At 45.7% G+C, this 20332-nt stretch carries 13 protein-coding genes; 7 read left to right on the top strand and 6 right to left on the bottom strand.

Translation table 11 applies throughout. The features are described 5' to 3' along the window. Both AC1RNB_RS12205 and AC1RNB_RS12200 read right to left on the bottom strand, forming a co-directional pair. A partial coding sequence (locus tag AC1RNB_RS12205) for a beta strand repeat-containing protein (RefSeq protein ID WP_493083153.1) occupies positions 1-1490 on the bottom strand: 1490 nt, incomplete at its 3' end. 8 nt (positions 1491-1498) lie between these two features. Beyond that, the gene (locus tag AC1RNB_RS12200; RefSeq protein WP_493083151.1) at positions 1499-1759 is read right to left on the bottom strand and encodes a T9SS type A sorting domain-containing protein; all 261 of its coding nucleotides are present in this window, start codon (positions 1757-1759) and stop codon (positions 1499-1501) included. Positions 1760-2949: 1190 nt separating this feature from the next. Here AC1RNB_RS12200 and AC1RNB_RS12195 point away from each other — a divergent pair. After that, positions 2950-5763: a TonB-dependent receptor domain-containing protein gene (locus AC1RNB_RS12195; RefSeq protein ID WP_493083149.1), complete on the top strand. Its 2814-nt coding sequence runs from the start codon at positions 2950-2952 to the stop codon at positions 5761-5763. A 38-nt stretch (positions 5764-5801) separates the two neighbouring features. Continuing rightward, positions 5802-7268, top strand: coding sequence for a beta-helix domain-containing protein (locus AC1RNB_RS12190; RefSeq protein ID WP_493083147.1), 1467 nt, complete (start codon positions 5802-5804; stop codon positions 7266-7268). Positions 7269-7337: 69 nt separating this feature from the next. Here the strand turns inward: AC1RNB_RS12190 and AC1RNB_RS12185 are convergent, their stop codons facing one another. The 3 genes from AC1RNB_RS12185 to AC1RNB_RS12175 form a co-directional block, all read right to left on the bottom strand. Then, a complete protein-coding gene (locus tag AC1RNB_RS12185) occupies positions 7338-7796 on the bottom strand; it encodes a DUF983 domain-containing protein (protein WP_493083146.1) in 459 nt (152 codons plus the stop codon). 187 nt (positions 7797-7983) lie between these two features. After that, positions 7984-9267, bottom strand: coding sequence for a UDP-N-acetylmuramoyl-tripeptide--D-alanyl-D-alanine ligase (locus tag AC1RNB_RS12180; RefSeq protein WP_493083144.1), 1284 nt, complete (start codon positions 9265-9267; stop codon positions 7984-7986). Positions 9268-9525: 258 nt separating this feature from the next. Beyond that, positions 9526-11091, bottom strand: a complete 1566-nt coding sequence (locus AC1RNB_RS12175) for an SUMF1/EgtB/PvdO family nonheme iron enzyme (RefSeq protein ID WP_493083142.1) — start codon at positions 11089-11091, stop codon at positions 9526-9528. Positions 11092-11311: 220 nt separating this feature from the next. Here AC1RNB_RS12175 and porU point away from each other — a divergent pair, with 220 nt between their 5' ends. The 4 genes from porU to AC1RNB_RS12155 all read left to right on the top strand — a co-directional run bounded on the left by porU (position 11312) and on the right by AC1RNB_RS12155 (position 18244). Next, positions 11312-14695 carry a type IX secretion system sortase PorU gene (gene porU / locus AC1RNB_RS12170; protein WP_493083140.1) on the top strand — a complete coding sequence of 1128 codons (3384 nt, stop codon included), beginning with the start codon at positions 11312-11314 and terminating at the stop codon, positions 14693-14695. A 229-nt stretch (positions 14696-14924) separates the two neighbouring features. After that, on the top strand, positions 14925-16076 hold the full coding sequence (porV, locus tag AC1RNB_RS12165) for a type IX secretion system outer membrane channel protein PorV (RefSeq protein WP_493083138.1): 1152 nt from the start codon (positions 14925-14927) through the stop codon (positions 16074-16076). A 132-nt stretch (positions 16077-16208) separates the two neighbouring features. Further along, a complete protein-coding gene (gene ispF / locus AC1RNB_RS12160) occupies positions 16209-16694 on the top strand; it encodes a 2-C-methyl-D-erythritol 2,4-cyclodiphosphate synthase (protein ID WP_493083136.1) in 486 nt (161 codons plus the stop codon). Between the two features lie 287 nt (positions 16695-16981). Further along, complete coding sequence (locus AC1RNB_RS12155; protein WP_493083134.1) at positions 16982-18244, top strand: nucleotide sugar dehydrogenase; 1263 nt, start codon at positions 16982-16984, stop codon at positions 18242-18244. 692 nt (positions 18245-18936) lie between these two features. On the opposite strand, the gene AC1RNB_RS12150 is transcribed toward AC1RNB_RS12155, so the two are convergent. Continuing rightward, complete coding sequence (locus tag AC1RNB_RS12150) at positions 18937-19857, bottom strand: AraC family transcriptional regulator (protein ID WP_493083132.1); 921 nt, start codon at positions 19855-19857, stop codon at positions 18937-18939. 141 nt (positions 19858-19998) lie between these two features. Here AC1RNB_RS12150 and AC1RNB_RS12145 point away from each other — a divergent pair, with 141 nt between their 5' ends. Further along, positions 19999-20331 carry a hypothetical protein gene (locus tag AC1RNB_RS12145; protein ID WP_493083130.1) on the top strand — a complete coding sequence of 111 codons (333 nt, stop codon included), beginning with the start codon at positions 19999-20001 and terminating at the stop codon, positions 20329-20331. The last annotated feature ends 1 nt before the right edge of the window (position 20332 follow it).

Genomic DNA, 20332 nt, shown 5'->3' with positions numbered 1-20332 from the left:
GTATTAGCCGTAATGTTTCCTGTTACGGTAAGAGCCTGCAAACCGGATAAGCTGGTAATCGTTGCATTGGAAGAGCTCACTGTGCCTGCAGTGATAGTAGCGGGAACTGATAAATTTGTAATCGTTGCTACAGGTGCAGTTACTGTATTAGCCGTAATGTTTCCTGTTACGGTAAGAGCCTGCAAACCGGATAAACTGGTAAGCGTTGCATTGGAAGAGCTCACTGTGCCTGCAGTGATAGTAGCGGGAACTGATAGATTTGTAATCGTTGCTACAGGTGCAGTAACTGTATTAGCCGTAATGTTTCCTGTTACGGTAAGAGCCTGCAAACCGGATAAGCTGGTAATCGTTGCATTGGAAGAGCTGATAGTACCTGCGATAATGGTTGTTGGAACAGAGAGATTAATAATGGTTGCTGCTGGTGCTGTAACCATGTTGGCCGTAATATTTCCGGTTACTGTGAGTGCCTGTAAACCTGACAAACTGGTCAGATTTGCATTGGTGGCATTTAGGTTTCCAACAGTGATTGTACCCGGAACAGTTAAGTTTCCGATACTACCTCCTGCCGTACTGAATGTGTTAGATGTGATATTGCCCGATACCGTAATGGCTGACAGATTTCCTAAGGAGGTAATACCCTGCAATGTTCCTGTACTTAAAGCACCACTGAAATTGGCTGCAGAGATTGTGCCGCTAACAGATAGGCCGGACAATTGACCAATGGAAGTAATATTAGGTTGTGCAGCTGTTAGTAAGGTTCCTTTCAGTGTATCGAATACCCCTCTGGACGAAGTAATCGAAATAGGTGATATATTTCCCAGACTAATAGAAATAGATGGGGATGAAGATGGATTTTTTACAGTACCGTACACCCCATTAAGACTGTCAAAATGAACGCTGCTGACAAAAGCAGCTTTCCGCATATAGCCTGATAACATTTGAGCGGTATCGTATCCAGAACCGTTGTTTAAGTAGCGTGCGAGACTATCTTTTTTAACGTAACTGTTTAGTACGGAAGTGGTATCCCGTAGAAAAAACACCTGTGTACTGTCTATACCGTTCCCGGCAACTTTTGCATAAGGAACGCTTAGTAATTGTACAGTACCCGCATCTATCAGCGCATCCTGGTATCTCCAGTTTATTGGGGGAACAACAGGGGATACGGCGATTTTTATATTAAGACTATAACTTGCATCGGACCATTTGATGGCTGAAAACGAAGAGGTAGCCTGGTTTCCATTACCGATTACAATCGTAAAGATTCCGTCGGAACTGGTAATAGTATGGTGTGTTTCTGAATATACTGAAACCGGACTCGATGTACCTCTGATGATTTCAGCCTGTATAAAAACAGTACGGTTGGGGGCAATACTTCCGTTGGCATCGCGGGCAATGGATTGAAATGAAAAACCATTCGGAATAATATTCTGCGCAAAAGCAGTTGTGCCGAATACCATTCCTGCAAACAATAGAATTAAGCGGGGGAGCATGTAAATTCTTATTTGATGATGATTAATTTTTGAGATTCAGTGAAACCATCTGATTGAGAGGATATATTGATAATATATCCACCAGGGGGAAGGTTCGGTAATGTTATGCGGAGTCCGGCTTTCAGTTCTGCCAGACTTGCTGAACGATTTGTACTAACCAGGCCTTCACCTCCCATGATTTTTACCAGAAAATTTCCTACAGAACTCACAGGAGGCGAAATCAGCTTCACCATCACATAATTGGCAGTAATCGGATTCGGGAATAACATAAAGGAAAGTTGCAGGGGGCTTGCCTGCGTAGTACATGTCAACGAAAAAAGACCGGTTTCTGATTTCAGAAATTTAGAGATCCCGGTATTCAGGTTAATGCATTTTTTGTCTTCGGAAATGCTTAAAGGATCACTGTTGGTAGGTATATCGATATTATTCTGGGAAAGCTGCGTTGTAAACCCTATGGAATAGTTTAAACTGGCCTGTGCCGAGGCATTCCCGGAAAAGACTAACAGTAACGAGTTGACAATCAGGAATATGGCCGTTCTAAATAGCAAATGGTTCTCCAATGTTTTATAAGTATAGCAAAAAGCTGGACTACCCCTACCTTATGTAGTATATCCACTACAATGGTACATATATTTCGTCATTTGTAGAGTCTTTTAATAAATTTTAATTGAGTTTTTTGCTCAAAATGGATGGCGTTAGCTGTTGATAGTGAACTTTTTACTTGATTTTCGTTCTTTACTGATAGGTTGATGGTAATTTCTGTCTACGCGGTAGCCTGAACACAAGTGTGGTATTGTTACCTATAAGTAAGCCCCAGTGGGAGAAAGGCAATTGGCAGTATGCGTTTTTTATAAAAACAGCACCGCGTTTGACAAAAATAGCACTGCCTTTATTAAAAAATGTTTTGCATACCACCCCGGTCATTTGTTAAGTAATAACGTCTTGTGCTATTGGATAATTCAAAGTTTATTTGATTAGTTGAATAAACATTGCCCTTACAGGGTGTTCGATGAAAAATTTCTAATCAGTCCCTGTGGACGGGCCTCATTGGGATCGGTGTCAAGCGAAGCGAAGACAGATCAGATCATGCGTAGCAGATCTGATCAGAGGCCAATGCAGCCCGGTAACAGGGACGGGGCCTAGCGGCCGCGAGCGACAAGGGGTTTTGAGTTACTGGGTGTTTGATTTTTAATAGCACAACGCGTTAAGTAATATTCCATTTGAAAACACAAAATCCAATTTCAATAATCCGATTGCGCCGGATTTGATATTGCAGCCCTTACCGGTATAACCTGGAAGCGTGAGCCTGCAGCGTCTGCGCTATTTAGACCAGAAGTTTAATATCGTTAAACTCAATAAATATGCGGCTCCCCGCCTTTTGTTAACACGCAGGTAACCTTGCGGTAACAATTACGTAACATACCCCAATCACCTTTGCAACAATAAAATATACCTTGTTGTGAAGAAATTATTACCTCTCTTTTTACTGATTTGTCTCGCCTTCCAGGCCACTGCCCAAAAAGCAAGGGTTACCGGAAAGGTTACCAATGCCAGAAACGAAGGTTTGGCGGGTGTAACCATTAAAATATCCGGAGCTGCCAGTGGCATGACGAGATCAGACGTAGAGGGCAGATTCACTTTGTCGGTAGAAGCCGGTAAAAAATATACCATCGTTCTTTCTTATATCGGTTACAAAGACAAAACCATTGAAGACATCAGCGTAGCCAAAGCCGACGGGGAAGAGTTTCTGAATGTGTTGCTGGAAGAATCAGGGAAAGCCCTGCAGGCAGTTACCGTTACCGCCAGCGCCAGATCTGCCAGTGCTAAGGGAGAAACCGTAAATGCACTGATCGCCTACCAGAAAAATACCAATACGGTTGCTTCAGTGATCTCAGCAGAAGCTATCAGACGTTCTCCAGATAAAAATACCGGCGAAGTATTGAAAAGAACTCCGGGCGCGAGTATCCAGGATGGTAAATTCCTGATCGTTCGCGGTTTGGCCGAGCGTTATAACCTGGCCATGTTAAACGGTGTACAGCTGGGTAGCACAGAGCCCGATAGAAAAGCTTTCTCCTTCGATCTGATCCCTTCCAACATGATCGATAATATCGTGATCAACAAAGCCTTTGTACCGGAACTGCCAGGCGAATGGGCGGGTGGTCTGATCCAGGTGAATACACGTGATATCCCTTCTAAAAACTTCTTCAATATTTCTGTCGGCACCGGCTTTAACAGCCAGGTGATGGGCCATGATTTTTACGAATACAAAGGGGGTAAAACAGACTATCTCGGTATCGATGACGGTACCCGCAGTCTGCCGGGCAGCTACACCACCAAATCTGTTTTTGATGCATTGAGCAGTGCAGAGAAAACCGCTATCGGAAGTCAGTTCGAAAATAACTGGACCGCCAACAAAACCAATGGCCTCAACCGTTTTAACGGGCAGATCCAGGTAAGCGGCGGTTTTACTGCCAATACAAAAGGAAGCAGTAAACTGGGCGGTATTTTCGGACTAACCTATAACCGCTCGGCCCGTTACCAGAAAGGAACCAACAGTGGTTTCAACTTTATTGGCAACGGAACTTTCACACCGGATTTCAGTTTTATCGATGATAAATACAGTACCGACGTATTATGGGGTGCTATTGGAAACATCGCCTACCAGTTTGATAACAATAATAAGATCTCTGCCAAAACCCTGTTCAATATCAATGCCAGCGATTATACTACGCTCAGAACAGGTCTGGAAAACAACTACAATGCCTTACTCGATAGTGCCCGTGGTTATGAGTTCGGATTCAAACAGAATACTTTCTGGAATTCACAGATCAGCGGCGAGCATAACCTGAAACCGAATGTGCTGAAGCTGAAATGGAATGGATCATTCACCTTGCTCGATGGTTATATCCCCGACCAGCGCAGGTTGTATTACCTGAAAAATAATTCAGCCGCTTCCAATCCTTACACAGCCGTATTATCAAACGTACTGTCTCAGAAAAGTGGCAACCGTTTTTACCAGAACCTGAGCGATTATATCTATTCCGGTGGTGTAGATCTGGCTTATACTTTTGATGCATTGGGTGCCAAACAAACCCTGAAAGCCGGTTATATGCTGCAGGTGAAAGACCGTTTGTTTGATGCAAAGCCTTTCTCGATTTACCTGCCAAGAGATAATGCTGCCATCCGTTTACAGGGTCCTGAAGCCATTTTCGCCGCCAGCAATTTTGGGGATGGTTCTGTTACCAGTAACCAGCTTGCATTTGATGCCATTAAAGGAAACCTGTACCGTTATATCGGAAATACCATCCTGAACGCAGCCTATCTGCAGTTCGATAACCAGTTCGGACCCAAATTACGGGTGATCTGGGGTGTGCGAATGGAAGACTACGACCAACTGGTGGGTAGTACCAAAGTGTCTGATCCAAGATACAACCGTGGTGTGGTAAGAGATTATCTGCCAGGTTTGAATGCTACCTATAAACTGAATAACCAGACCAATCTCCGTTTTTCTGCTTCTCAAACAGTAGTAAGACCCGAGTTCAGGGAACTGGCTACCTTCCAGTACTACGATTTTGAATTGAATGCCGCTGTACAAGGCTTACCTTCTATTCAGCGAACCAAAATCTCCAATTTTGATCTGCGGTATGAATTGTATCCGAAGTCTGGCGAAGTATTTACCGCCGGCCTCTTCTACAAACATTTCGATAAACCTATCGAGATGATCTACAACTTCGGTCAGGGTGGATCCAGTGTATTCAATTTCGCCAATCCGGATGCGGCAGATGCCTATGGTTTTGAACTGGAGTTCCGTAAAAAATTAGACTTCTCCGAAGCGTTTAAAAACTTCACTTTCCAGGCCAACGGATCTTATATCTACAGCCGGGTAAAAGATACGCAGCTGTTCCTCGACAGACCATTACAGGGACAGTCGCCATACCTCGTAAACGTATCACTGATGTATGACCTGGAAAAATCAGGTTTAACAGCTACAGTATTGTACAACCAGATCGGCAGAAGGGTAACGTTTGTAGGTAGCCTCGATCAGCCGGATATTTATGAATCGTCAAGACCTGTGTTCGATTTTCAGTTAACCAAAAAACTCGCTAAGAATAAAGCGGAACTGAAACTGAATATCCAGGACATCCTCAACAACACACTTTATTTCTACCAGAATCCGGATGGCAATACCAGCCTGAACAAAGCAACAGATCCTTTCAGGCTCAGTCGCAGGTCAGGAACCAATATCGGTATCACATTCGGTTATTCTTTATAAGAAACACAACCATTAAAAAAAGCATAAACAAATACATCATGAAAAAGTCAATCGTTCTGGTAACTGCGCTGGCAGGTTTATTCATTACCAGTTGTCGGAAAGTTGAAATGGATGGCGGTACTACCACCGTTATTACCAATCCACCCCCAACCGGCGGACAAACCATTACCCTGAAAGGAAGAATTGATAAAGACACTGTTCTCCGTGCAGGTAACAATTACATCTTAAGTGGGATTGTTTACATGGTAAACAACGCTACCATGAAAGTTGAGCCAGGTGTTACCGTAAAAGGCGACTACCAGGGTGCCAACGTAGCAGCACTGGTAATTACCCGTGGTGCCAAGCTGGTAGCTGATGCAACACAGGATAATCCGATCGTATTTACTTCCAATTCACCGGTACCACGCTCAGGCGACTGGGGCGGTATTGTGTTACTCGGTAAAGCCAGTGTAAACGCAACGTATACCGGAACCGGCGGTGGTGCAGGTACACTGCAGATCGAAGGTGGTATTGATAATTCTTTTGGCGATGGTGTTTGTGGCGGTGGTGCTACCCCTAACGATGACGACAGTTCTGGTGTACTGCGTTATGTGCGTATCGAATATGCCGGTTATGCTTACCAGCCCGATAAAGAAATCAACAGTTTAACCATGGGTGCTGTGGGTAGAAAAACAGTGATCGATTATGTACAGGTTACTTACGCAAAAGATGATGCGTTTGAGTGGTTTGGTGGTACAGTAAACTGTAAACACCTGATTACGTACAAAACACAGGATGATGATTTTGATACAGATAATGGCTACAGCGGTAATGTACAATTTGGTATTGCCCTGCGTGATTCCACTATCGCTGATATCTCAAGAAGTGAAGCTTTTGAAAGTGATAACGACCCAAGTGGTTCACTGAATACACCACAAACAAGGGCCGTATTCAGCAATATGACTGTGATCGGACCAAGAGCTACACTCGGTAACAGCGGTAACAGCTTATACCTCTCAGGGGCGCATATCAGACGTAATACTGGCATCTCTATCTTCAATTCTGTTTTCCTGGGCTGGCCACAAGGTATTCTGGTTGATTCAAGAAATGGCCGTGCCATGGAACTGAATATCCAGGATAGTACAGTACGTTTCAGAAACAATACCATTGCAGGTTGCGGACCCGTTTCCGGAACTGATATCAGTTCTTATGCCTTTATTGCGTCTGCAGCTAATACCAGTCTTTGGAACAGAGATTCATTACAGAACCGTTTTTCTGCCAGCTTCATGGGTAATACTGTTCTGACCAATGTGTCTGATGCCAAAATGATTGCACCATTCAGTTACGCTGTACCTGACTTCCTGCCGTTTGGTGGTAGTAATGGTTACCAACCCATTCTGGTAGGTGCCAGTTTCACCGATCCTAAACTGGCTGGCTTTACCGTAGTTAAATTCCGCGGAGCCTGCGATGCAGCTGGAGTAGATGCCAACTGGTGGAGAGGTTGGACAAGATTCGTTAACTTATAAGTTTATATCAAATAGGTACATAAAAAAAGCGGAAGTTTTCTTCCGCTTTTTTTATGTCGTTATCATGTGTTACCAGTTATTCATCTGTTCAGGTACAATTCTTTCCGGTTTCGCAATGGGATGTTTCTCCCATTCCGGATCGTATTTTACGAACCAGCTTAGCCATAATACCCTCGATAAACGCATTAATACCGGCTGCAGGATAAACAGTAGCAGGAACGCAAATCCCATCCAGTAAAAAATACGGTTGTCATCGATAGAAAAAGTGACCCCGATCAATACTTTCCAGGCAACAAAACTGGCCGTCAGCACCGCAATACTCAAAGCATAACTCACATAACCGGTTCCGTAATAAAAGCCCACTTCAATTTCTGTGGGTTGTCCGCAAACAGGGCAGTTCTCATGCATGTGACTGCTGTTTTTCTGGTAGGCGCTGTCTTTGTCAAAAACTTTTCCCTCGCGGCATCTGGGACAACGGTTACTGAGTACACTGGTGAGGTAAAACCTTCTTTTCTTATTCTCCGGCATATACTTTCTGTTGATTCAGCTGCAAAGGTACTAAATTGATTCGGGGAACCCGAAAAGGAGGAAATCCAGCGATACAAATACTTGTGAAAACTGCGCCTTTGCGCCCTGGCGTGCAATATTTCTCGCCAGGGCGCAAAGGCGCAGTTATAGAACAGTTGATAGGAATTTTTAATAAATGGCCAGGTTTTTACACAAGTAATATCTTCTCCATCTGCATACTCCTGGAGCCTTTAATGAGGAAGTGTGTATGTTCAAAACCCTGTTCCTTGAACCATTTGCCCGCTGCAGTTGCATCAGGAAAAAAGGTAAAACCATGAGCGATTTTGGCAAAATCACCGCCCACCAGCACCACATTTTTCCAGTGGTATTGTTTGATGAGGGTAACAATACCTTCATGTTCGGCCACACTAGCTTCGCCCAGTTCCATCATTCCGCCCAGCATCAACACTTTATTAGTTGCCTGTATTTTGGCAAAATTTTCGATAGCGGCTCTCATACTGGTGGGATTAGCATTGTAAGCATCCAGTACAATACTGTTGGTTCCTCTCTGCACCAGTTGCGAACGACTGTTGGAAGGGACATACTGTTCTATGGCCGTTTTGATCTTTTCTTCCGGTACCGAAAAATATTTTCCGATCACAACGGCGCAAAGAATATTAGGCAGGTTATAATCACCCACTAATTGTGTTTTGATAATGGCAGGCTTCTCAAAACCCTCCTGTATCATCACTTCCAGAAAGGGTTCATTGGCGTAGACGGTTCCCTGCACCAGCCCGTCCTGCTGTCCGTATTGAACAATATGTTTTACCGCCCTGCTCATGGGCTTCAGGTAATCATAATCGGCATACACAAAAGCGGTGCCGTCATGAGCTGCCAGGAAATCGTACAGTTCGCCTTTTCCTTTTCTCACCCCTTCCACACCACCAAAACCTTCCAGGTGGGCTTTGCCGCAATTGGTGATCACACCATGGGTAGGTTCAGTGTAAACACAATAGCTTTCAATTTCTTTCTGGTGATTGGCTCCCATTTCTATCACGGCCATCTGTGCATCCGGTTTCACTCGCAAGAGGGTAAGCGGCACACCGATATGGTTATTCAGGTTACCTTGTGTAGTATAGGTTTTGTAGTGCGAAGCCAGTACGGCGTAAATCAGTTCCTTGCTGGTGGTTTTTCCATTGCTGCCGGTAATGCCGATAAAAGGGATAGTAAACCGTTTGCGGTGGTAATGGGCCAGCTCCTGCAAGGCCTGTAAGGTATCCGCTACCCTGATCAACCGGTTGTCTGAAGGATCAATATCTTCATCTATCACTGCATAAGCAGCCCCTGCTTCCAGGGCCTGTTTGGCAAAGAGGTTGCCATTAAAATTCGGCCCCTTCAATGCAAAGAACAGATCCCCTTGTTTCAGTTTCCGCGTATCTGTTTCCACAGAAGGGTACTGCTTGAAAATTTTGTATAAATCAGCTATGCTCACGGTATTATTTTTATCAAACTTATTCAATCCTTGTGAAAAAAAATCATTCATTCACTCACTATAAAACTGCTGCAAAGGAAGAGACTGCTAATTAACAGGAGATTTCACCCTCGTCGTTCCTCCTCCGTCGCAATGACGGTAGCTAAACATGTTTGCTCCATTCAAAACATTCACTCATTCACTCATCCTATCATTCACTCATTAACAAAAAAGCCACCCCTTTTCAGAGATGGCTTTTGCTGTATTTCTACCTTTTCCTTATCGTTTATTACGGCGGTTCGGGAAGAACGTGCCGGTCTGTGATTTTTTGGAAGTGGATTCTGGTGCACCGTAGTGGTTCATCGCACAACGGAAACCCAGTGTGTTGGTGCTCAGGTCTTCTTCGAGGAAGCGGCGTGCACCGGGACTGAGCCAGTAAGCCCTGTCGTTCCAGCTACCACCTTTATACACCCTTGATTTATCAGACACCAGGGTAGTGATACCGTAATTATACAGTACATTACTGGTAGAGTCTCCATCGAGGAAGTTGGTGGCATACGATTTCTGGTAGTTTCTGCGGCTACGCAGGGCAGAATCTTCTTCAGGAACCATTTTGATACGGCCCTTGTCATCGCGGAGGTTACCTGCACCACCGCTCATGTCTACTTTTTTGAAAACGTTACCACGGTAAGGATTGAAATCATCTTCTCCATCATTGGTAATCGGACGATACACATCCAATACCCACTCGTTCACGTTTCCGCTCATATTATATAAGCCAAATCCGTTGGGCATGAATGAAGTTACTTCTGCGGGGATGGCGGCATTATCATTCAAACCACCGGCCACACCCATATTATCACCAGCACCGCGTTTAAAGTTGGCCAGGAAAGCACCCTGAAAGGCACTTTTTTTGGTGTAACGGATATTGTCGAAACCATCATTTTTCCAGGCATAGATCTGTTTGTTGGAGATCACTTCTTCTCCACGAGAATTGCCTTTCTGCTTCCGCTGCGGGTTCTGCATGATAAATCCGTAGGCAGCATATTCCCACTCGGCTTCTGTCGGTAAACGGTAATCTCCGAAAAGGATCCCGTCTTCAAATTTCACGGTAGTACGTGGGCGGCCCTGGGCATCTTTCAGCGGATTGCTTTTGGAAGTGGCTTCTTTACCAGGGGTTGCCTGGTATTCGCCCATGATATAGGCTTTGCTGTTAAAGTTGTCCTGACCGGCACCATTCAGTTCTTTTTTGATCTGGCTACGTTTATCGAGGAACCCTTTGTTCATCAGCGTCAGTTCGTTTACACGGTCTGTACGCCAGATACAATATTCGTTGGCCTGTTTCCAGCTTACACCTACTACGGGGTAATAGTTATAAGAAGGGTGGCGGAAATAATACTCAACATAAGGCTCATTAAAAGCCAGCTCGCTTCTCCATACCAGGGTATCGGGTTTGGCCTGGTCTACTACAGAGTCCATACCCGCCTGTCCGAAAACATTCTCCAGCCAGTACAGGTACTCGCGGTAGTGTACGTTGGCCACTTCGGTCTTATCGATGAAAAAGGAGTTAACAGTGATACGGCGGGGGATATTGTTCCAGTCGCCCATCACATCTTCCTGTGCGGCACCCATGGTAAAAGTACCACCCTGCACAAATACCAGTCCAGGAGCGGTCTTCACATCCTGGGGTTTGGCAACAGCAAAATTGCCCTGGTCTTTATCGTTGTAATTCCAACCGGTTGCTGTAGACTTCTCCTTTTTTTTCTTAAGCATACTACAGGAGGCCACTGAACCTGCCACTGCCAGAAGTAACACTGCATTTCTGGTTGTTTTCAATAACTGCATGTCAATAGATTGAATTTGGAATATAGGTTTCTCTAAGATACGTCTATGCGAATATATAAGATTTCTGTTAATCGGCTTCTGAGAACACCTGCTTTGATGTTAGCAAAAGCCTAATTTTAAACCTGATTCGTTACACGGGCCCATTGCTGCCTCATTAATTGTACGATCTTCCGTTTCTATGAACCTGCGGGTATTTTTTTGGGGATGTAGTTTTTGGGTGTTGGCTGGTACCGCATCTTTTGCCCAGCGGACCTATGCCCCCCATTCTGTGCTGGCTACCGGCAACTGGTATCGGATGGGAATCAAGCAGGAAGGCGTTTACAAGGTAGATGTTCCGCTACTGACCGCATTGGGTATTACTACGAGCAATCTTTCCTCATCAGCGATCCGTTTGTATGGCAATGGTGGTGCCATGGTGGATGAGAACAATGCGAGCGCCCGCCCGGACGACCTGTTTGAAAACGCGATTGATATGAACGATGGGGGAGACGGGATCTTTAATGGCAGTGATTTTTTCCTGTTTTATGCCCCCGGCCCGCATCGCTGGCTGAAAGATAGTGCCAGCCAGGGGTTCAGACACCAGAAAAACCTGTACACAGATACCGCGTATTATTTTATTACGATTGGTGGTAACGGGAAGAGACTCTCCCGACCGGCACCAGCTGCCAGCCCAACGATAACTGTAAACAGTTATCAGGAACACTATTTTCATGAAAATGATCTGGTAAACCTGCTCAACAGCGGTAAGGAATGGTATGGAGAAGCGTTTACGACCAACCTGGGTGGCAGCAGCAGCCGAACATTTACAGTAGACTGGCCGGGTCTGGTACAAACGCAACCGGTAACCCTTGTTACCGATCTGGCGGCCCGTTCAGTGGGTGCCAATAGTAGCTTTTCAGTGAAACTGAATGGTCAAAACGCCCAATCTGTGAACCTGCCCGGGGTTAGCGGTAATTTTCTGGATCCCACTGCCACAGCTTCTTCGCAGCAAAGCCTGGTATCGGTTTCATCCAATAGCCTTGCTGTAACTTTCGATTATACCCCTTTAACCGCCGGCAGCCAGGCTTGGCTAAACTGGTTCGAATTACAGGGACGGAGAACACTGGCCACTACGGCCGCTAACCAGCTTTTTTTCCGCGACTGGGCCTCGGTTCACCCCGGAGCCGTGGCCAGTTTTACCATATCCCATACGGGTTCAAATCTGATGGTATGGGAAGTGACCGATCCGCTGCTGCCGCAAGCTATGCCGGTAAGCAGCAATTCCACACAAACTACTTTTAACAGCGATGTTTCCCGCCTGCGGGAATATGTGGCTTTTACTGCCACCAACCTGCTTCAGCCCATCGCCCTCGGCAAACAGGCCAACCAGGACCTGCACGGGACCGCCACAGTAGATTATATCATCATTACGCATAGTGCCTTACTGGCAGAAGCCCAGCGACTGGCAGCTTTTCACCAGCAGAAAAACGGGTACCGTACGGTAATTGCCACCACGGAACAGGTATACCAGGAGTTTTCCGGCGGTCAGCCAGACCCAACGGCCTTACGCGATTTTGTAAAAATGTTTTATGACAGGGCAGGGGCCGACCTGACTAAAAGACCACGTTACCTTTTATTATTCGGCAGTGCTTCCTACGATTACCGCAACCGGGTGCCCGGCAATAGTAACCTGGTACCGGGTTATGAGTCCGTTAATTCACTGGATCCCTTGCTCACCCATACCTCCGATGATTTTTTTGGAATGCTGAAGGATGGAGATGATATCAACCTCAATGATCCCAAAACCACGCTTGCTCTGGGGATAGGAAGAATTCCGGCGCGTACGGTGGCAGAAGCCCGGATCATGGTAAATAAGATCATCCGCTATCACGCGGCGGCCAGTATGGGCGTTTGGCGTAACCAAACGGTTTTTGTGGCAGATGATAAGGACCAGAACCTGCACCTGGAAGATGCAGAAGCGATCGCCGCTACGGCTGCCGTTTCCAATCCATTGCAGAACCAGGGTAAAATTTACCTGGATGCTTTTCCTATGGTAAGCAGCAGCAGCGGTGCCAGGTATCCGGCGGTGAATGATGCCATTGTAAGCCAGGTGTTTAATGGGGCACTCATCGTTAACTACAGCGGGCATGGCAGTTACCAGCGGCTGGCCGATGAAGCCGTGCTCACGCAGGAGGAACTGAACCGCTTTACTAATCCGGATAAATTACCGCTGTTTATTACCGCCAGTTGCGACTTTGCCCCGCACGATGATCCTTCCAAAAATTCATTGGGCATGGGTATTCTTACCGGCAGTGAGAATGGGGCCATTGCCTTGCTGACCACTACCAGACTGGTGTTTGCGTACAGCAACCGGCAGATGAATGAGAATTACCTGCGGATAGCGCTGAAACCTTTGTCAGACGGGCAATACCTCAGTCTGGGGGAGTCGGTACAGCAGGCAAAAAATTACACTTCTCTCACCACCGGCGATCTGTTGAATAACCGCAAGTTTACCTTACTCGGAGATCCCGCCATGCGGCTGGCTTTCCCCGAAGGGCGGGTTCGTTTAACCACGATGAATGGAGTGCCTATCTCAGGTGCGGATACTTTGCGGGCCTTGCAGCAATATACGTTTACGGGCGAGGTTACAGATGGGCAGGGAAATCTTCTGTCTGGTTTTAACGGAAGGGTTCTGCCAACGGTGTATGATAAGGAACAGACCGTAAAAACAAGGGGTAACGATCCTGGGAGTAAAGTAACTTCCTATAACCAGCAGACCAATATTCTCTATAAAGGAATGGCAACGGTTACCAATGGCCGGTTCAGTTTTTCGTTTATCGTTCCCAAAGACATTACCTATCAGCCGGGCAAAGCGCGGATCAGTCTGTATGCAGCAGATGGCTTGCGCGATGCCAATGGTGTGCACACAGAACTGTCTATTGGCGGGGCCGCTACTTCTGTTATTACCGATAACACAGGACCACAGATACTGCCTTACCTCAATGACGATAAATTTCTTAATGGGGGACTAACACATGAGAATCCGGTGTTGCTCGTAAAACTCTATGATTCATCCGGGATCAGTACTTCCGGAACGGGGATCGGGCATGATATTACAGCTGTGATAGACGGAGTGGAAAGGAATATACTGGTACTGAATGATTTTTATACGGCTGAGCAGGATAGCTACCAGCGTGGGCAGGTATTGTTTCAGTTGCCAACGCTTACCGAAGGCAGGCACAGTATCCGGATCAAAGCCTGGGATGTGGCCAATCATTCCAGCGAAGCCGTGCTGGATTTTGTGGTGGTAAAGAAAGAACGGTTACAGGTCACGGAGCTCCGTAATTTCCCCAATCCGTTCCAGGGATCCACCACTTTCAGTTTTGAGCATAACCAGCCGAACACAGATCTCGATGTAACCATCCGGATCTTTCATACTGCGGGCGGATTGGTAAAAGAGATTCACCGGATCGTTAATACCGGTGGCACCCGGAATTGCACTATTAATTGGGCTGGGGATAACCAATCGGGTGCAAAACTCACAAAAGGTATTTATATTTACAGCGTTAAAGTTGTTGCCGCCGGCAGTCAAACAGAAACTGCCCGTCAACTGATCCTTTTCTAAAACTGTCTGAATGGTTTGATGTCTACACTTTTTTTGGGTTCTTTACGTTTCTGTTTTTAATGTAATATCATTGTATTACGCCTGTATATGCGAAAGCATTTGTGATCAGGGTTGAAAAGCAAACCTGCCCCGGGGTCGGGTAATCTTTTTTGTACCGGGAAGCACGGGAGGTAATTTGATGCTCTATTAAGTAATATCAGATAATCATTCATTAATCAAATTCATTTTGATGAGTCCGATCGTTCGTAAGATTGTTGCCGGTATGGCTGCGCTGGTAGGTATAACAGGCACTGTTTTTGCGCAGGCCGATTCGATTAATATCGTATCCACAGCAGTTCCCTTTCTGCGTATTTCACCCGATGCGCGGGCTGGTGGTATGGGCGATCTGGCCATAGCCACTTCTCCCGATGCCAATGCTCCTTTCTGGAACCTGGCCAAAGTGCCTTTTGCAAAGAAAAAATCTGCCATCGCCGTTAACTATACACCCTGGTTAAAAGACCTGGGATTAACTGATGTCTACCTCGCCAGCCTGGCGGCTTACCACCAGTTGGATGAGCAACAGGCGATCTCTACCTCTATCCGTTATTTCAGTCTGGGAAATATCCAGCTTACCGATTATTCCGGTAATATCCTGAACACGGTAAAACCCAGTGAGTTTTCGATCGATGCGGGTTATTCGCGCGTATTGAATGAAAAACTCAGTATCGGTGTGGCACTGCGTTATATCAATTCCAGACTGGTAGTGGGCGATGTGGGAACCGGTGTGGTGTATAAGGCCGGAAACGCAGTGGCAGGAGATGTGTCACTCTATTATCGCGGCGCCAATGAAGAGGGTGAAGGACTGAACTGGGGAGTGGTATTATCCAACCTGGGAAGCAAAGTGGGGTATACGAATGATTCAAGAAACAAAGATTATATCCCTGCCAATCTCGGCCTGGGCGTATCCTACACCAAAGTGATCAATGAAAGTAATAAGATCAGTTTCGGACTGGATATCAACAAACTGCTGGTGCCTGCTGCCCCTGCTGCCACCGGTAATTATTCGGTAGATTCTGCAAAGCTGGCCGATTACCGTTCTACCAGTGTGGTATCCAGCTGGATGAAATCTTTCAGCGATGGCAGTAACCAGCTCAATTCATTACAGGCATCACTGGGTGCAGAATATGCGTACAATGAGCAATTCTTTTTCCGGGCCGGCTATTTTTATGAAAACAAGAACCGCGGCAACCGTAAGTTTTTTTCAGTAGGGGCCGGTTTTTCCCTCGACCAGATGCAGGTCAACTTTTCTTATCTCGTGCCTTCGGGTAGCGGGGTTACACGTAATCCCTTATCGAATACCCTTCGTTTTGGAATTGTGTTTAACCTGAACAGTAATGAATAATCGATAAAACAAAACCGCGCCTTTGCGCCTCTGCGAGCGTTTTTTTCTCGTAAAGGCGCAAAGACGCGGTTGAATAAAATTTTATAAGATATCATACTTTTCACATTTTGTTTTTATAATAATCGAATTACTATGGGTTTCAGAATAGGTTACGGAATAGATTTCCACCAACTGGTCAGCGGCAGGGATTTGTTTATTGGAGGTGTACAGATCCCACACGATAAAGGGGCATTGGGACATAGCGATGCAGATGTGCTGCTACATGCCATTTGTGATGCCTTGCTCGGCGCAGCCTGTATGGGCGATATCGGGGTTCATTTCCCTGATACCTCGCAGGAGTTTAAGGATATTGACAGTAAAATACTGTTGGCCAAAACCTATGAGCTGATCACCAAAGAAGGCTATAAAATCGTAAATATCGATTCCACCCTTTGCCTCGAAGCCCCTAAGATCAAACCCTATGTACCAGCTATGCAGGAAACCATTGCCCGTATCCTGCATATTTCTACTAAAGATATCTCTATCAAAGCCACTACTACTGAGAAAATGGGTTTTGTGGGAAGGAAGGAGGGATTGGTGGCGCATGCTTGTTGTTTATTGGAAGCAATGAGTGGATGAGTGAATGGGTAAATAAAGTAAATAAAGTAAATAAAGTAAATAAAGTAAATAGGAAGGATTGCCCATTCGCCATTCACGATTTTCCACTCACCCCGGCCCCTCTCTGCTGCGCAAAGAGGGGGGATTGATTCGTGTTATCGTTATTGCCCATTGCCCATTCACCATTCACAGCTCATAGCTCTTGGCATTTAACGAAAACAAGCTTAGCAGATTGACCATTCTATCATTCTATCATACTATCATTCACCTCCCCCCAGAATCAATTACAACACATTATCTTTATCCCTATGAATCCTACACACCATATTGCGATTGTTGGATTAGGATATGTGGGTCTGCCTTTGGCATTGGCTTTTGCAACAAAGTACCGGGTAACGGGGTATGATATAGATCTCAAAAGGATAGAGGAACTACAGCATGGGTTTGACCGGACGCATGAAGTGACTCCGGAAATACTTGCGGATCAGTCTAACCTGACTTTTTCACACCAACTTGTCGCCATTGCTGACTGCACTATATACATTATTACAGTACCTACACCACTTACCGTGCAGAAAGAACCTGATCTGCATTTTCTGATACAGGCATCACAACAGGTGGGTAGTGTATTAAAGAAAGGGGATATTGTTGTGTATGAATCAACCGTTTATCCGGGTTGTACAGAAGAAGATTGTGTGCCTGTATTGGAACAAGCAAGTGGCTTAACCTATAATATTGATTTTTTCTGTGGGTATTCTCCTGAAAGAATTAATCCCGGTGATAAAACAAGGCCGGTTACCTCTATTCTAAAAGTAACTTCCGGGTCAACACCTGCTATTGCCAAACTGGTGGATGAGCTGTATGCCGGTGTCATTACAGCAGGTACCTATATGGCACCAAGTATAAAGGTTGCCGAAGCGGCCAAAGCCATTGAAAATGCCCAGCGTGACGTGAATATTTCCTTCATGAATGAACTCGCTTTCATATTCGACAGGATGGGTATTGACACACAGGAAGTATTAAAAGCCGCCGCTACCAAATGGAATTTTCTTCCCTTTACACCGGGTTTGGTAGGTGGGCACTGTATTGGAGTAGATCCTTATTACCTCGCTTATAAAGCCATGCAATTGGGCTACCAGCCAAAAGTAATCCTGTCAGGTAGAGAAGTGAATGACCGGATGGGCGTTTTTGTGGCCGAAAAAACAATTACCCTCCTTGCCGCCAGACATACAGGGAATATCCGCGGTTTACAAATCTTGATTCTCGGTATCGCCTTTAAAGAAAATTGTGCCGATACACGTAATACCAAGGTGGTAGATATTTATCACACTTTACGCAATGCCGGACTGTCTGTTTGTATCCATGATCCCTATGTAGATAAAGGGGCTGTTGAAAAAGAATATGCCATTACCTTAACGGATCAATTAGAGGATACCTATGATGGTATTATATTGGCAGTGGCACATACAGCCTTTCTGGATATTGATTTTGCCCGGTTCAAACAATCCGGGGCGATTATTTTTGATGCGAAGGGAGTGGTGGATAGGCGTTGGGTGGATGGGAGGTTGTAGGGGTTCGGTAATTAGGTAAATAAAGTAAATAAAGTAAATAAAGTAAATAAAGTAAATAAAGTAAATAGGTAATTGGTAAGCACTGCCTACTCACCACTCACCACTCACTACTCACGATTCACGGCTCACAGCTCAGCGCATTGGGTAATTGGTACGCACTGCCTATTCACCACTCACTACTCACCACTCACTGCTCACTGCTCGCAGCTCATGGCTCATAGCTCTTGGCATTTAGCATTTAGCAAAAACATAATTTGCGGATTGAATATTGACCACTCACTACTCACGGCTCGCGGCTCACAGCTCAGCGTATTGGCGCATTAGCGCATTGGCAGATCTGTAATAAATGGGTAAGTAGTTATACGATTCAGCGCTGCTACTAATTTGGAGGTATATAGAATATAAATTAGCGGGTAATCCTAAGCTTATAACTACTTACGTCATAAGATTTCTCTCCCGCCATTGGCGGCTTCGAAATGACGGGAAGCGTAGCAAATTGAATGGATGAGTGAATGAGCGTTTGTTGAAAGCCCGAAAAAAATCGCATGCCGCAGGCAGGCGTCCGAAACCCAATGCGCTAAATGCCAAATCGTAGCGAAGCTAAGATCCCGCTCTGCGAAAGACCAAAGACTAAAGACCAAAGACCATTCACTCATCCACTCATTCTCTCATTCTCTCATTCTCTCATTCTCTCATTCTCTCCCCCTCCTTCTATACTCCCCCGGCGAACAACCTGTATTTCTTCTGAAAGCCGTACTGAAATTGCTGGCGTTGTTGTAACCGCAGAGGCGGGCTATTTCTTTGATGCTTTTGTAGGAATCCAGTTCCTGTTTGGCCAGTTCCATTTTTTCCTTTTCTATGAAACGGTATGGGCTGTTCTGAAACAGGTAATTGAAACCTTTCTCCAGTTTCGTCTTGCTTATTCCATGCAGTTGGGCAAGCCACCCGGTATCCGGTGTGTCGCGTATATGTTGCTGTATATACTGTTTTACCGCAAACAGCTGCTGGATATCGGCAAGTGTCAGCTCCGTAGAGCCGATCTCTCCATATACCTGCTTTCGGATCATGTCTTTGATATGAGCTACACAGGTATGGTGAAACGGTAAGGGCTGCGGCGAATAGGAAGCCTGCGTTAATAGCAAACAGGAACGTATCAGGCGGGTATTGGCCCGGCCAATCGTCTGCCAGCAGCCATTACGAACCGATGGCTGATCCCTGGCAGATTCAGGGTAATGGATCAACAGTAAATGCAGGAACTGTTCGTTTTTCCACTCAGCCCAGACGCCTGTTTCCTTACCACTGCCTGTAACAAAATGCGCCGGATCAAGCAGCAGGGGCATTTCATTGTCGAGTTGTAAACAGCATTCACCTGAGAAAGCGATGCCAAATAAACGATCTGTTATTGAGCGCCGTAACTGTAACAGGTCAGCCTGTTTGAGCGATGCTACTACATACAATATATCAGCAGTACCTATTGTCTGGTTTTGTAACAGGATAGAACGCTGGTGATCGGTCCAGGCACTTGCTTCGGTGCCGGGCAGGCGGTAGACAAGCAGGTGATCGGGTACCTGCTTCGTGCAGACAAGAAGTGTATGGTTCAGTTGCAACTGCATGTGAAAAGGACTGTAAATCTACCCTTGTCCACTTATGCAGGATACTTTCCGCGAAAAATAGAGTATTTCCCACCAAAAATCGAGTATAAATACTCTATGTAGCATACTATATATCTGCTTCTTTTGTCAAAAACAAAAATTATGATCCCAAATCAAATCTCATTGCAGGAAGCCATAGCGCTTACCACCCGTTACCGCGACACACCCGTTGCTGACGCGTTTTTTTCTGAAGTCTATAACGGCAGTTCCGTACTGGCGCTGCTGAACCAGCCGGGTTGTCGGTCTTTTCGCGTATATTTAGGACGAAAGCCCGACCAACGAATCTGTACCATTTTGGTAGGTGTAGATGCCAACGGACATGATATCCTCCCCCCGGCCGGGCCAGCAACCCTTACTGATGATGAAGGTATTTTGCTGGAAGAAGCCATTCAATGCCCCCCGATCTGTCCAACGCCTTCGCCCTTAAATGCATGAC

It is taken from the genome of Sediminibacterium sp. GW821-FHT12F12, from assembly GCF_058806635.1.
The sequence above is the reverse complement of the archived record's forward strand: the minus strand, read 5'-3'. Positions and strand labels throughout refer to the sequence as shown.